We start from the raw sequence: 14,895 nt of genomic DNA on the forward strand, positions 1-14,895 counted from the left end.
TTGCTGTTTTGTTTTGTTGTGCTATATTTGTGTTTTGATCGAAACTTAAGTGAAACTTAATGGTTAAGCGCAACAGTAAACAACGGCGTCATATTATTCTCCGCTTATTGGCCGAGCAGGGGGAAGTGAGCGTTGAACATTTGGCATCCCATTTCGCCACCTCTGAAGTGACTATTCGTAAAGACCTCTCTGCATTAGAAAAAAATGGTTTACTACTGCGCCGTTATGGCGGTGCTATAACCGTACCTGAAGAGCTAATACAATCAACCATGGAGCATTCATCTCCAAATAAGCAAAGAATGGCGCAAGCTGCTGCCAACCTGATTCGAGACAATAACCGTATCATTATCGATAGTGGTAGTACAACGTCCGCGCTCATTGAAAAATTGAATGACAAACGCGGTTTGTTGGTGATGACTAACTCATTGTCCTTAGCCAATGCGATTCATGAGCTTGAGCATGAACCGACATTACTCATGACCGGTGGAACTGGGATCCCCACTCCGAATCCTTTCAAGGGCAAGTCGCGGAGCAGGTGTTACGCTTATATGATTTTGATCAGTTATTTATCGGTGCCGATGGGATTGACCTTGCGCGTGGCACAACAACCTTTAATGAATTGACTGGATTGAGCAAGGTGATGGCAGAGGTTTCTCGCGAGGTTATTGTGATGGTTGAGGCCGATAAATTTGGTCGTCGCATTCCTAATTTAGAGCTTCCTTGGCAACAAATTTCAATACTAATTAGCGATGATAGATTACCTGCATCGGATTTACAAAAAATAACAGAGCAAGGGGTGCAGGTGATACTGACCCCTTATAGTAATTAATTAAACTCTAAAGGCAATATTATGTGTGGAATAGTGGGCGCGGTAGCGCAAAGGGATGTAGCGGATATTTTACTTGAAGGATTAAAACGTCTTGAATACCGAGGTTATGATTCAGCGGGATTGGCTATCATTTCTGAAACAGGGGAATTACAACGTTTACGTCGTGTAGGTAAGGTGAAATCATTGGCTGATGCAGTGGCCGATCACCCTGTTTCTGGTGGGACGGGGATAGCACATACCCGTTGGGCAACGCACGGTGAACCAAATGAAGCTAATGCGCATCCACATACCTCTAATGACAGAATTGCAGTTGTGCATAATGGTATCATTGAAAACCACGCAACATTACGTGACCAGTTACAACAGCAGGGTTACCAATTTACCTCCGATACCGATACCGAAGTAATTACTCACCTCGTTCATCTACACCTACAAACTGAGTCGTCACTACTCAAAGCGGTGCAAAAAACCGTCAAACAGTTGGAAGGAGCCTATGGCACCGTAGTGATCGATAAAAATGATCCGCAACGTATAATCGTTGCTCGCTCTGGCAGCCCATTAGTCGTTGGTTATGGGCTTGGCGAGCACTTTGTTGCCTCCGATCAATTGGCATTGCTACCTGTAACTCGTCGTTTTTCCTTTTTAGAAGAGGGAGATGTTGCTGAAATTACCCGTAAAAGCGTCAATATCTATGATTTAGATGGAAATAGTGTTGAAAGAGAGGTAACAGAGTCAGCCGTTAGCCATGATGCGGGTGACAAAGGGCAGTATAAACATTACATGCTTAAAGAGATTTATGAGCAACCCGTCGCGCTACAACGTACTATTGAAGGGCGAATTAGCAATGGGAAAGTCGTTGATAATACCTTTGGTGAAGGGGCTGAAAAGTTACTCAAAGATGTTAAGCATGTACAAATTATCGCCTGTGGTACAAGTTATCATTCAGCTATGACTGCGCGTTACTGGTTTGAAGCTATTGCCGGCGTTTCCTGTAATGTTGAAATTGCCTCCGAATTTCGTTATCGCAAATCGATGGTCATGCCTAACAGCCTGTTGGTTACGATTTCCCAATCGGGTGAAACGGCTGATACCTTAGCGGCATTGCGTCTTGCTAAAGAAATTGGTTATATGACTAGTTTAACCATTTGTAACGTTCCCGGTTCATCGCTGGTACGCGAATCGGATATGGCTTATATGATGAAAGCGGGTGCGGAGATTGGCGTGGCATCAACCAAGGCATTTACCGTACAACTGGCTGGATTAATGATGTTAGTCGCAGCAATCGGTCGCCATAATGCGTTAACTGTACAAGGGGAAGCGGATATCGTCGCTGCGCTACAAAGCTTACCCGCAAAAATCGAGCAGGCATTAGGGATGGATAAAGCGATTCAGGAATTGGCCGAAGATTTTGCCGATAAACACCATAGCCTATTTTTAGGGCGTGGCGATCAATACCCAATCGCGATGGAAGGAGCGCTTAAACTTAAAGAGATCTCCTATATTCACGCCGAAGCCTATGCCGCTGGTGAATTAAAACATGGTCCTTTGGCATTGGTGGATGCTGATATGCCAGTTATCGTCGTTGCGCCAAATAATGAGCTCGTTGAAAAATTAAAATCAAATGTCGAAGAGGTACGTGCCCGTGGCGGTTTGATGTATGTTTTTGCCGATAAAAATGCCCATTTTAAAAGCGATAAAACAATGAAGGTATTAGAAGTACCAACCTGTGATCCTTTACTGGCACCGATCATCTACACCATTCCCTTACAACTGTTGAGTTATTATGTGGCACTCATAAAAGGTACGGATGTTGACCAACCAAGAAATTTAGCCAAAAGCGTGACAGTGGAATAATTATTTATCGCTTTTACTATACAATTGTAGGTCGACAATAAAGTTTGGTCACTTGAAACCTTCGATGAGATTTAATCTATCGAAGGTTTTTTTATGTCTGATATAAATACCTATTTCATAATATTCTAAAAGTAGTTGATTTGATGTAGAGTTATTTGTGATGCGTTTGTTGTTATTGAAATTATTAAAGAGCAAAGTCATACATTAACAATGACTTAGGTTTGAGGTGGTGGTAAAATACCAGGTTAAAACAACAAAAAAAAATCACAAGTTGGTTTCGGAGAAGCGTTATGGGATAGCGCCAATAAGTTACGTGGCAGTGTTGAATCCTCGGAATACAAGCACATTGTCTTATGCCTTATTTTCCTTAAATTTATCGTTACCATCTTGCAGGGAAGAAACAAAATGACTATTGGAAAGCACGGGTTTATTTTGCGGTTAGTTGTAGTTTATTAATTAAATATGGATTTAAACCCATAGGAAAAACAGTAGATGAAAAGTGGCTTGTTTCAATCAACAAAGGTACAAGATTAATTGATTATAATTTTGACGAAGGCTAGCAATATTTTGTGCTTGCAAATGGTAAAATCTGGTATGTCGATGAATTTCTAGAGCCCCCAGAAAAATATTTAAGTGGTGTTGATCCTGAAATAGATAATTTTGGATATATATCTGTACTAGAAATGTGGCTACATTTTAAAGACTTTATGAAAATAGGTGACGAAAACTCATTTAATAAAGCACAAGTGGCATTTAAAAATAAATTAAAAGAACTCGTATAATGAGATGTAAAAATCGAAAGTTATACATCATAAAGTAATTTGAAAAAGGAAAGGTTTAGAACGACATGAATCGCACATCAGAGCCTACTCAGGCAAAATCCCAATTGGAATTAATTCAGCAGTGGCGCAGTACTTTAGAATGTTTAAAAGGTGATGTCGGTTTTCCTGCATGTATGGCTAATGTGACAGGTGAAGAAAAAAGCAAACTTGATTCTGTTATAGAAGCCTTTAGTTATTTAGAGCAAAAAAATACTTTGTTAGATGAAAATGAAGACTTTTTATTCTCAGAATCTGGGTTTATTAAGTACAAGGCTCTGCATATGCTTGTGTTTGATTATTTATCCAAGTTAACAAAGACGACAAACTCAGATGAAAAATCGACGTTTTACTTTGTTTCTAGGAAAAAACATATCGCACAGCAAAAAAGGAGTAGTAATGGGACTCATTCTTTAATTCACTTTTTGCTTACCCTTGTTGCTCTCTTTATATTAGGTAGTGCTAGTTTGATGATGGTGGTGAAAACACAAAATAATTTGATTGTTATTCTGATTTTATTTTGGTTGTGTTTTTTGCACTTTAAAACGGCTCTTAGGCTAGTAAAACCATTTAAAAAATCACCAATTAGTCCATTCAAGTTCCGAGTTAGTCTCTTAGGAATACACTCGTTAAATACACTATTGAAAGTGAGTTTGTTATGTCTTGTACCCATTGCTTTAACAGCTAATTTTAAACCCTATTGGGTTGATGATGTGATTATTATCAGCTTGTCTATTCTATGTTTATTTCATTATAAGGCGAATAATCTTGTTGATGAAACCCCTATCACTTCAGCAGCAAAAGAGTCAGCTAATGTTTAAATGGGTTTCGATATTAATAAGTATTTTATTTAGTGCAAGCACGGTTGCATCTATAAATTTAAATCTTGCTTGTAAAGAAAAGAAAGAGCAGCAAATGTCTCTATTAACAGAAATGTCTACCTCTGTCAGTGAGGCTCACTTAGCAGGACAATGTACAGGATATTGGTCTTTTGAAATAGTTCCTATAAAAGAATCATGTTCAGAATTTGTAGAACAAAAAAATGCACTTTTACCCGCTTTCAGCACATCTGTTTCAGAAGCGCATTATGCAGGTATTTGTGTTGGGGTTATTTATCGAATTGCACAGAACTGTGGCACCCATGTGCGTCAGAATGAATATTTAAGAATTGCTGAAAATGCGAGTTCTTTAGAGGCAATTAGAGAGAGACTTTCTTGTTATGGCGGGTAAAAACACAAGTATTGCCGCCATTGCCTGCGAAGCATTAGGTATTCAAAGAAATCTTTTACCAGAGCGTTTAAGAGGTCGTCTGAATTATTACGTTAAAGATAAAAAGCTTAAAGCTAAATTGCTTGATCAGAAAGATGCCAATTCAGAATCTGTTGATTATGTGCCTAAACCTATTAAGCCGGGCAATCATACTTTTATCCGTAATCTTGTTATTTTAGATACTTTATTTGAAGATAAAAAATTAGTGATTAACTGGTTGAGTGGCGAAGCAATGGAGGCCGCTAGTTTTGACCAATTTGCCAATGAGTGGAGGGCAAAGAAAATATTATTTCAGGCGCTTGATAAACGTGTGACTGATTTGCGCGCTTTTTTATTAAGTGGTGAAAAAGATTGGTCGCAGGATGAAATCCCTTATCCTTTTAATGAAGGCAAATATAGTTCGATGGAGATGATTGCTGCTTCAATTGAATTTGATGAAAACTCAAGCGCATACGATTTAGCGTTAAAAGCGGTTATTCAAGGTCAGTTTGGTGTGCTTGGTAAGCTAATAGAAAACAATCCTCAGGCTTTTATTAGCGAACATGGTGAATGGTTGGTACAGCTTTATCATAGTAAAGAAGCTGAATATGAAGAGTACAGCCAATTACTTAATAAGTATTAAATAACTGCTTATTTTCCCTTTTTTGTGAATTTCACAGTTTGATACTTGCTCCTGAAGTCACCGCACAGTGCGGTGATATAAGGATAAAGAAAAATGAATAAATTTATTGTTTTTGAAGGTCTTGATGCTTGTGGAAAAACAACGCTGAGCTCACTTTATGCAAAACAGAGAAATTCCGTTGTTTATTCCGCAGTGGTGGAAGAATCACAGGAACTGAGAAAAGTTATTGACTGTTATCAGTCAAAGGAAAGCGCTTTGTTATTTTTTTTGTTGAATAACTTTTTAAAGAGTCATGAGGTCTCTGGTGCTTTACAGTCGGGGGATGTCATACTAGACAGATACATATTTTCAACCTTGGCATACCAGAGCATTATGCTTGGAGAAAATACAGTTAGGAGCCTCTTTGATACCCTTAATATTGCTGAAAGACTTATTCTTCCTGACGTCATCGTTTTTGTTAAGGCTGATGCGGAAACGATAAAGAGCAGGATAAAAGCCAGAGTTGGTAATGGCCAATGGTACGGTGATGAAATAACACAAAATAACTGTGTAGAGAGTCCCTACAAAAAGATTTTTAAGTGGTTTGATATTCCCATTGTAGAGATTGATACATCAGAAAAGCATGGTCGCTCGATAGCTGAAAATTATCAGCTGATGCAAGAAAAGATTGATCGTGTTCTTTCTGCTGGAAAAAATTAATACAAAATAGGAAACGTTTTTGGTTATCCGATCCAAATGGTTATAAAGCCCATTATCAGTTCTCTGGTAATGGGCTTTTATGTCACTGAAAGATGATAAGCATGATAAACCTGCACAACTAATCCCAATTGAGTTAGATGTAGAAGACCGCTATGAAGAGTATAAATAACTGCAAAATAAATATTGAATAATTTTTATTTTCTCTTTTTTGTGAATTTAACAGTTTGATACTTGCTCCTGAAGTCACCGCATAGTGTGGTGATATTAGGAGTACAATATGTATCATTTAATTCTTTTTTCGTTACTCAATACGACTGATCAACTTTCCCCATCTGACACTGTTATTAAAACAGACCTTCTTGCACTTGTACTAGGAGGTTCTCATGAGTAATTCATTTGACGAATTAGTAATTAATTATCACGTTACAGAGATCTGTAATTATTCATGTAAGTTTTGTTATGCAAAGTGGGATCGTCCAAACGAAATTCATACTCAAGGTTACAACGCCGAATTGATGCTAGAAAAGCTTGCTCGCTATTTTTTCAATGAAGCTGGTAATAAAGTTAAATCGGTCTTTCCTTATAAAAGTGTTCGCATTAATTTTGCAGGTGGTGAGCCACTAATCCTTAAAAACCGTTTTTCACAACTCATTATAAAAGCTAAGGAGCTTGGTTTTAACTTATCGCTTATAACTAATGGGCATTATCTAACCAAAGAGTTTGTCGATAATTATGGTGCTTTATTCTCGATGATTGGTATTAGTTTTGATAGTCAATCTGCTGATGTGAGGAAAAATATTGGAAGAATAGATCGTAAGGGTAATTCATTTGATGAAGTTGATTTAATTAATACCGTTGAACGCCTTCGCAAGATCAATCCATCTATTTCGATAAAGGTAAATACGGTTGTTAATAGTTTAAATTATCAAGAGTCATTTGTAGGGTTAATTACACAGTTGCAGCCTGATAAATGGAAGGTCTTTCAGGTTCTTCCTGTATTAAATAATCATCTGCTAGTGACTGATAAACAGTTTACTGAGTTTGGTGAACATCATGCTCAATTAGAGGGTGTGATGGTCATTGAGGATAACGATGCGATGACTAATTCATATTTAATGATCAATCCCCAAGGTCGATTTTATCAGAATAGTTCAACACAAGTAGGTTATCAATATGGCGAATTGATTCTGGATGTTAGCGTTGATCAAGCATTAAGTGTCTGCGAGATTAATTGGGAAACATTCACTAGTCGTTATCAGAAGCCTTCTACTGATAACGCAATTAAGCTTATTAGTAACAATGAATATATATTCAAACAAAACGAACAGTTAGCCTCTTTAAGTCAAGGAGAATAGCATGAATACCACTTCTGATGACAAACAATTTGTGGCTCTGAATCGACACTATTTTACTAGGCACTTTCTAGCCTTTCTTGATAGCGCTTTTCATAGTCTACTGGCGACAATAAATTATTGGAACCATGTTTGCGTTTGTTGTTATAAAAAATTTCAATATAATCGAATATTTCGCTTCGCGCATCTTCCCTTGTAGAGTAGATCTTCTTCTTAATACGCTCTCGTTTTAATAATTGAAAAAAGCTTAAGCCCAAACCTCATCGGAGATAAGCAAGCACAGGATAAATTTAAAAGCGTTATACCAGCTAAGATGATTAAAAAAGTAAATAGAGGGCGTTCAAATTTTTGTGTATGGGTAATGCATTAGGTATCCTGCATGAGGTCTAAGCGCCCTTCAAAAAAGCGACTATTACATTATAAAAAATGAGAATAAAAATGAATAAATTTATTGTTTTTGAAGGACTGGATGCCTGCGGAAAAACAACGTTAAGCTCACTTTATGCAAAAGATAGAAGCTCAGTTGTTCATTCTGCTGTAGTGAAAGAAGCAAAGGCATTACGAAAGGTCATTGACTCCTACCAGTCAAAGGAGAGCGCTTTACTGTTTTTTTTGTTGAACAACTTATTAAAGAGTCATGAAGTCTCGGGTGCATTAGAATCTGGAGATGTGGTACTGGACAGGTATATCTTTTCAACCTTGGCATACCAGACAATTATACTTGAAGAAGATATAGTCAAGCAGATCTTTGATACGCTTAAAATTACCCAAAATATTCTTCTTCCTGAAGTAATTGTCTTTGTTAAGGCTGATGCTGAAACTATAAACAGTAGGATAGAGACCAGAGGAGGCACACTTCAGTGGTACGGCGATGCTATAACGCAAAATAATTGTGTAGAAACAGCCTACAAAAAAATATTTCAGTGGTTTGATATTCCCATTGTAGAGATTGACACATCAGAAAAACATGGTCGGTCTGTGGAAGAAAATTATCAGCTAATGAAAGACCAGATTGATCTCGTTCTCTCTGGAGGGAGTAATTAAAACTAGGTTCAGTTCAGTATTTATAATGGGCATGCTTAAACATTATTGTTGTGGCTTTAGAATTCAGACATACAGATCATGGCCCATATTAGCTCCTTGTTAATAAGTTATTAGATGTTAGGCGTCAACTAGCTTGGCCGTTATGGTCTTGGGCGGGGATTTGCTGCTTACATTTGTAAGCAGGCTAAGTGCCTTTACTCTGCTACTCTTAACTCTGAGCTTGTATCACTATAAATCGATTTAATCTTATCAATGCATTCAAAAAAGGCGCTGACTAATTGTGGGTCAAACATTGTGCCGCTGCCTTTGCCAATAAAGTCTATCGCATCCTCTAATGGCCAACCCTGTTTATAGGGCCTTGTGGTGGTTAGGGCATCAAACACATCGGCAATGGAAACAATTCGAGCTGATAAGGGAATTTCCTCGCCTGCTAACTTATAGGGGTAACCAGTGCCATCCCAACGCTCATGGTGGCTTAATGCAATTTCATGTGCCATTACCAACAAGGGAGAATCATCTCCACTTAAAATTTCACCGCCAAAAATAGGGTGTTGCTCTATGACTAAGCGCTCATCGGGAGTGAGTCGCCCTGGTTTTAGTAGCACGGCATCAGGCACGCCGATTTTACCTATATCATGCATGGGGGCTGCATCCACTAATAATTTGCACCATGGTTTAGTCATGCCGATATGTTCAGCTAATGTTTTGCTGTAGTGGCTGACGCGTACCAAATGAAAACTTGTTTCGTTATCGCGAAATTCTGCGGCTTTGCCAAGTCGATAGATAAGGTTGCAACGACTTTGCTCTAGCTCCTGCGTGCGTTTTTTCACCATTTCTTCGAGGTGGCGTTCGCGATTTGCCAATTTAAGTTGGGTTTCAACGCGTAATTTAAGGACGATTGGACTAATAGGTTTGGAGATATAATCCACTGCACCGAGTGTAAAACCTTTCGTTTCATCTACTGTTTCTGTTTTGGCAGTGACAAACATAATTGGAATGTTTGAGGTTATGGTGTTCATTTTGAGCTGTTTGCAGGTTTCAAAGCCATCCATTTCTGGCATCATCACATCAAGTAAAATCAAATCCGGTAGGGGGTGCTTCTCGGCAAGTTGCAGTGCTCTTTTACCTGATGTCGCGGCACGAATGGTATAATCTTTTGATAATGTATTATGGATAAGTTGGATGTTTTCAGGGACATCATCAACGACCAAAATAGTTATGTTCTGTTGCTTTGATTCCATTTTCTTGCCTTGGGGATATATTAAGTAAAAAACCCTCTGTAATATGTTAATACAAAGTAAAGTGAGTTAGATAAATAATTGCAAATTGTTGATGCAAAGTAAATGGACATGAAGTGTTATAATAACGGATTACTTCTCATTATTCCATATCCATCCCTTAAGGGTAGTCGATATCTCTTTTAAATGTCATTGTGGGCCAAAAGTGAAAGAAACAATTCAAAATAATAACCTTAAGATAAAAAATCTGTTTTCTGGCTGTTTTATTGCCGCAAAGAGACTCTTTTTGTTAGTTGTCATCTGTTTTTGCGTCATAAAACCAACTTTTGCAGACCATGCCGATGTAAAAAACATAAGCCAGATTCAACCTTTTAGCCAATATTTAAAGCGTCCTAAAGTAACCATGATTTTAGATACAAAGCGCAGCTATTGGCAGCAAGTTGCTAAGTTTTCCAATATTGCAGCGGAGGACCTAAATATTGAATTGAATATCGTTTATGGTGATGGAACGGTTAATACCCTGCTTGATTTAGGTAAGCAAGCGATTAAAGAGCAAGTTCAAGGGCTTATTTTTGTGCCTATTTTAGGCCAAGGGGATGAGTTGCTCGATGCGGCTAATCAGCATGATATTCCTGTGATCACCTTACAATCAGACTTTAGGCAATCATCAACTTTATTAAGGGGGCTTTTCTCGAATTGGATAGGGCGTGTTCATGGCGACGACTTCGTGACGGGCAGAAAAATTATTCAGCAATTGTTACCTCCGAGCAATATTGAGGATGATGAAACGCTGCTGATTATTGCCGGGTTGGAGAGTAGTGAGGAGGTGCAGAAGCGTATAAAGGGGATTGAAAAATATGTTAAAGAGCGTAATCCCAACACACAGCTCACTGTTGCTTATACTGATTGGAGTGCCGAGCAAGCCTTAGCTGCTTATCAAAATGCAGGGCCACAACAAAGCGTTATTGTGATGAATGCGGAAATGGCTTTAGCCGTTGCGGAGGCGGCAAAAAACGACCCAAGTGATGTAAAGCCTAAAATTGCGGCGATGAATTGGTTGCCTGGGATTGCTGATGCAATACAGGATAAAAGTATATATGCCGCCGTTGCAAATACCGAGTTTTATGGTGCCTTCGCCGTGGTGCTCATGTTTGATTATTTTCATGGTAAGGAAGCACAGCTACAAAACTTTGATTTTTCTATTTCGCCTTTGCTTGTGGCACAAAATAGTTATATGGAATATCAAAAGCTATTAAGTTTTGATGATTTGCGGCCTGATTTTTTTCAGGTTTCACGGGCTTTAAATGATGATTTACTGGTGGCTGATTTTCGCGTTGAAAGCTTACTCCCTAACTCTCAAACGCAGTTATTTATAGCGACCTTATCACCACAGGAAAAAGCGTTTATTTTAAATCACCGTCTTATTCGGGTGGGGGTCGACCCAAAGGGGGGGCCATTAGATTTTATTGATGGTAACTCACATCATCAAGGGGTAATGGCCGATCTTATCAGAGAGGTTGTCCCCATCTTGCCGCTTAAATTTATCTTTGAAAATAAAGGATCCTGGAAAAATGCGCGGCAGGGGGTATTAAATGGACAGTTAGAGATGCTCTCTATTGTTGCCAATCACCCCTTGCGTCAAGAGGATATGTTACTGACTAATGAGTTATATCGAGTACCTCCGGCTATTATTACCCTCGATAGTACATACGGGATAGATAGCCTTAGCGATTTAAGCGGTAAACGGGTGAGTGTGGTTGATGGCAATATTACTCAATTGCAGCTGTTGGAGGATTATCCTGATATTCAATTGGTGCCATTTAAAAGTGTCGAGCTAGCCTTGCAGGCCGTGGTCGATAAAAAAACCACAGCGGCATTTGTGATTGCTCCCTCGGCAACGCCATTTCTTAACGCGGTTAAGTTTAATAATTTGCAAATTGTTGCCTTTTCCGATTATCGTTTTGGTCTCTCCATTGGAGTCCGTAATGACTTGCCCGAGCTTCAGAGTATATTAAATAAAGCTTTTTTAACGCTTCCTGAGAATAGAATTAAAGAAATTGAAAGTCGCTGGATACGTGACCAATACACTGTTGGTTTTAATAAACAGCAGGTGTGGGAGTGGGTGCAGCAGGCTGCATTTTCGGTTGTATTGATTCTTGTTTTTTTTAGTATATGGGCAAGTCGCTTAAAGCAAGAGGTTTCTCACCGAAAATTGACCGAAGCGCAATTAATAGCCAGTGCCAAAAAGTTCCAAGTGTTGTTTGAATCGGCGATTGAGCCTTGCGTTATATTGGATGAAAAAGAGAATATTTTTCAAATAAACTCATCATTTGCTGAGTTGTTCGGGCTAACAGAAGTTAAGGCGATAGAAGGGAAAAGTCTTGCAGCTATTCACGCTGGCAACCCTAAGGTAAATGATATACATGAGCAATTTGCTCATGCCTTTAAGTTTGGCAGCTGTGCATTTGAAGTTGAAATGACAATATTAAATGGTGCGACTATTCCGATAGAAGTGCGTTTAAAGAAAATAGAGCTGGATGGGGAATTCTATATTCTCGCTTCTTTTCAAGATTTGAGCGAGCGGCGTCTGGTTAGTCAATTAATAGAAAGTGAGCGAGATACCTTAAAGCAAGTGTTGGGTAATAGCCCCGTTGGGGTGTGGATGTGTCGCGATAAAACATGCCTGTATGTTAATCGCACTATGCTGAAAATGACAGGATTAAGGGTGGGTAATTCTTTATTAGATATTTTTGCTAATCACGAAGACTATATGAAAAATATCCATAGTATTGATTCTACATCAACGGATGTTGTCTTCGAAACGATCATATTAGATGTCGATGGTAATAAACGTAATATGCTGATCACCACTTATCATGCTCAATATGATAATGGGTATGCTAATCTCTGCTGGGCGCAGGACATTACCGAAAGTAAGCAAGCTCAATTAGAGCTCGCTACCGCTAAAGAGGGGGCTGAAGCAGCGAATGAAGCTAAGTCAAACTTCTTAGCCAATATGTCCCATGAAATACGCACCCCGATGAATGCGATTTTGGGTATGTCTTACTTGGCTCTACAAACAGACCTTTCTAGTAAGCAGCGTGATTATGTCTCGAAAGTGCATCAAGCCGCTTCTTCGTTGCTCGGTATCGTTAATGATATTTTAGATTTTTCAAAAATTGAAGCACATAAATTAGATATTGATAATATTGACTTCGACTTGTCCGATTTATTGAGTAATCTGCTCAATGTTTTAAGCCATAAACTCGATGAAAAGCAGATTGAATTTATTATCAATTTATCCAAAGATACGCCGCGTTATTTACACGGTGATCCACTTCGCTTAAATCAAATTTTGATTAATTTTTGTAATAATGCCATTAAATTTTCACCAAATAATAGCGATGTATTGTTGAGTTGCACCGTCAATAGCATAGGAAAAAATGCCGAACTGACTTTTTGCGTGGAAGATTTCGGAATTGGTATCTCGGAAAATCAGCAACGTCGATTATTCCGCTCCTTTGAGCAAGGAGATGCTTCGACATCTCGTAAGTTTGGTGGTACTGGGCTAGGGTTGGCTATCAGTAAGCGGTTGGCGGAGTTATTAGGGGGAGAAGTTTGGTGTGAAAGTGAATTAGGTCAAGGTAGCCGTTTTTATGTCAAGGTTCGCCTTGCCGTTGTTTCACATTTTGAATCAGAGGTTATATTTCAAGCGCTCGCGCAGCAGACGCTTATTTTAGCAGGCCTACCAGCGCGGGTAAGTTATATGCTGGCATCCTATGCGAAAATGGTCAATATGGATGCGATTGCATGTGACCATGAAAATTTAAAGGCAACCCTTGCGCAGGCAACTGATCGCGCTGTTGTTATGTGTGAAATTAGCGCTGTTAATGAATCGTTACTACAGACTTTATCCTTATACCCGGAGACCAAACTACTGACCATTGGGCGTGTTAGTGAAGAGGAACTCGTCGATGATATTATTGCGCGTTATCCACAGACTCGTTTTCAAAGTAAACCTTTAACTCCGGTTGCCGTTGGCAACACGTTAATTGCCCTGTTAACTGATGACTCCGCTTTGACCAAACCCAAGGAGGACCATTCATTAGGCGCACTGAAAAAGAAGCTTGCAGGTGCGAATGTCTTACTGGTTGAGGACAATTTACTTAACCAACAGTTGGCAAAAGAGTACCTTGAACAAGCGAATATAAACGTCACCATCGCCAATAACGGGCAGGAGGCGGTAAATCTAACGACACAACATCACTACGATTGCGTGTTAATGGACGGGCAAATGCCGGTGATGGATGGTTATCAGGCGACAAAAAAAATCCGCGAGCGCTACTCGGCAGATCAATTACCCATTATCGCGATGACAGCTAATGCACTGAATGAAGATGTTGATCGCGCACTCAATTGTGGGATGAACAGCCAAATAAACAAACCGGTGCATATAAAAAATCTCTATCTTGAAATGGCGAAGTGGATCACAGTAACCGAAGTTAAGCCTTTGTTGCTGTTGGATAGCAAAGAAAATCGGTCATCGGAGGCGTTGACGTTACCGAAGATTGCGGGACTTAATTGTGAACATTTAAAAATGATGGTTAATGATGACATCCCTTTTGCGATCAAATTACTGGAGTTATTTGTCAGCTCTACGCGAAAATTATCTGCAGAAATTGAAGAGAGTATTCAGCAACGAGATGTAACTTGGCTGCTACGTTCTTTACATACATTAAAAGGTATCTCTGCAAATATCGGTGCAGAGCAGCTTAGTAAGATTGCTTTACGGCATGAAAATGAGTTAAAAGCACAACAGGAAATTGATTTTAGCGACTGCTCTGAAAAGCTATTAAATCTACAATTAGAGCTGAATCAGCTAGTTGATGGCCTTGCACTATGGTTGTCAAGTAGACAGCAGCACGTTCAGCTAATAGAGATGGATGATCTGCAACTGAGACAATTACTTAATGACCTTCAACAGAGTTTAGAAGAAAGCAGTACAGACGCTTTAGATTGGACCGAACAATTATCACAGGTGCCACAGTTACAATCGTATCGAAAAACATTAAATCAATTAAAAAAAGATGTAGAACAGTTTAATTTTGATCAAGCGTTGAATAAATTAAGTGAGTTACGCACGAAAATGAATAGTTAATTCCCTAAAGAA

General features: G+C 38.9%; 10 protein-coding genes and 3 pseudogenes. 11 read left to right on the forward strand and 2 right to left on the reverse strand.

Translation table 11 applies throughout. The features are described 5' to 3' along the window. Nucleotides 1–59: 59 nt before the first annotated feature. The 9 genes and pseudogenes from AB2N10_RS13800 (at nucleotide 60) to AB2N10_RS13840 (ending at nucleotide 7,446) form a co-directional block, all read left to right on the forward strand. Nucleotides 60–829 (forward strand): annotated as a pseudogene (locus AB2N10_RS13800) (DeoR/GlpR family DNA-binding transcription regulator). A gap of 21 nt (nucleotides 830–850) precedes the next feature. Beyond that, on the forward strand, nucleotides 851–2,683 hold the full coding sequence (gene glmS, locus AB2N10_RS13805; protein WP_354622937.1) for a glutamine--fructose-6-phosphate transaminase (isomerizing): 1,833 nt from the start codon (nucleotides 851–853) through the stop codon (nucleotides 2,681–2,683). A 282-nt stretch (nucleotides 2,684–2,965) separates the two neighbouring features. Next, a pseudogene (locus AB2N10_RS13810) lies at nucleotides 2,966–3,139 on the forward strand (type I restriction-modification system subunit M N-terminal domain-containing protein); the annotation flags it as partial. A 113-nt stretch (nucleotides 3,140–3,252) separates the two neighbouring features. Next, complete coding sequence (locus AB2N10_RS13815) at nucleotides 3,253–3,465, forward strand: hypothetical protein (RefSeq protein WP_354622938.1); 213 nt, start codon at nucleotides 3,253–3,255, stop codon at nucleotides 3,463–3,465. Nucleotides 3,466–3,569: 104 nt separating this feature from the next. Beyond that, a complete protein-coding gene (locus tag AB2N10_RS13820) occupies nucleotides 3,570–4,322 on the forward strand; it encodes a hypothetical protein (RefSeq protein WP_354622939.1) in 753 nt (250 codons plus the stop codon). Beyond that, nucleotides 4,315–4,731: a hypothetical protein gene (locus AB2N10_RS13825; protein WP_354622940.1), complete on the forward strand. Its 417-nt coding sequence runs from the start codon at nucleotides 4,315–4,317 to the stop codon at nucleotides 4,729–4,731. The genes AB2N10_RS13820 and AB2N10_RS13825 overlap by 8 nt, the downstream gene beginning before the upstream one ends. Further along, entirely contained in the window at nucleotides 4,721–5,392 is a 672-nt protein-coding gene (locus AB2N10_RS13830; RefSeq protein WP_354622941.1) for a hypothetical protein, read from the forward strand. The genes AB2N10_RS13825 and AB2N10_RS13830 overlap by 11 nt, the downstream gene beginning before the upstream one ends. A gap of 93 nt (nucleotides 5,393–5,485) precedes the next feature. Beyond that, nucleotides 5,486–6,091, forward strand: coding sequence for a deoxynucleoside kinase (locus tag AB2N10_RS13835; protein WP_354622942.1), 606 nt, complete (start codon nucleotides 5,486–5,488; stop codon nucleotides 6,089–6,091). Between the two features lie 383 nt (nucleotides 6,092–6,474). Next, nucleotides 6,475–7,446: a viperin family antiviral radical SAM protein gene (locus AB2N10_RS13840; protein ID WP_369433974.1), complete on the forward strand. Its 972-nt coding sequence runs from the start codon at nucleotides 6,475–6,477 to the stop codon at nucleotides 7,444–7,446. 56 nt (nucleotides 7,447–7,502) lie between these two features. Here the strand turns inward: AB2N10_RS13840 and AB2N10_RS13845 are convergent. Then, nucleotides 7,503–7,691, reverse strand: a pseudogene (locus AB2N10_RS13845) (IS3 family transposase); the annotation flags it as partial. 190 nt (nucleotides 7,692–7,881) lie between these two features. On the opposite strand from AB2N10_RS13845, the gene AB2N10_RS13850 reads away from it, so the two are divergent. After that, on the forward strand, nucleotides 7,882–8,487 hold the full coding sequence (locus tag AB2N10_RS13850; protein WP_354622944.1) for a deoxynucleoside kinase: 606 nt from the start codon (nucleotides 7,882–7,884) through the stop codon (nucleotides 8,485–8,487). 194 nt (nucleotides 8,488–8,681) lie between these two features. Here AB2N10_RS13850 and AB2N10_RS13855 read toward each other — a convergent pair whose 3' ends face one another. Next, nucleotides 8,682–9,728 carry an HD domain-containing phosphohydrolase gene (locus AB2N10_RS13855; protein ID WP_354622945.1) on the reverse strand — a complete coding sequence of 349 codons (1,047 nt, stop codon included), beginning with the start codon at nucleotides 9,726–9,728 and terminating at the stop codon, nucleotides 8,682–8,684. Nucleotides 9,729–9,930: 202 nt separating this feature from the next. On the opposite strand from AB2N10_RS13855, the gene AB2N10_RS13860 reads away from it, so the two are divergent. After that, complete coding sequence (locus AB2N10_RS13860; protein ID WP_354622946.1) at nucleotides 9,931–14,883, forward strand: transporter substrate-binding domain-containing protein; 4,953 nt, start codon at nucleotides 9,931–9,933, stop codon at nucleotides 14,881–14,883. Nucleotides 14,884–14,895 lie beyond the last annotated feature (12 nt).

The organism is Psychromonas sp. MME1, assembly GCF_041080865.1.
Classification (GTDB): Bacteria; Pseudomonadota; Gammaproteobacteria; order Enterobacterales; family Psychromonadaceae; genus Psychromonas.

Coding starts and splice junctions, on each gene's coding strand:
- glmS (WP_354622937.1), top strand. CDS start 851: ATGTGTGGAATAGTGGGCGCGGTAGCGCAAAGGGATGTAGCGGATATT.
- AB2N10_RS13825 (WP_354622940.1), top strand. CDS start 4,315: ATGTTTAAATGGGTTTCGATATTAATAAGTATTTTATTTAGTGCAAGC.
- AB2N10_RS13830 (WP_354622941.1), top strand. CDS start 4,721: ATGGCGGGTAAAAACACAAGTATTGCCGCCATTGCCTGCGAAGCATTA.
- AB2N10_RS13835 (WP_354622942.1), top strand. CDS start 5,486: ATGAATAAATTTATTGTTTTTGAAGGTCTTGATGCTTGTGGAAAAACA.
- AB2N10_RS13840 (WP_369433974.1), top strand. CDS start 6,475: ATGAGTAATTCATTTGACGAATTAGTAATTAATTATCACGTTACAGAG.
- AB2N10_RS13850 (WP_354622944.1), top strand. CDS start 7,882: ATGAATAAATTTATTGTTTTTGAAGGACTGGATGCCTGCGGAAAAACA.
- AB2N10_RS13855 (WP_354622945.1), bottom strand. CDS start 9,728: ATGGAATCAAAGCAACAGAACATAACTATTTTGGTCGTTGATGATGTC.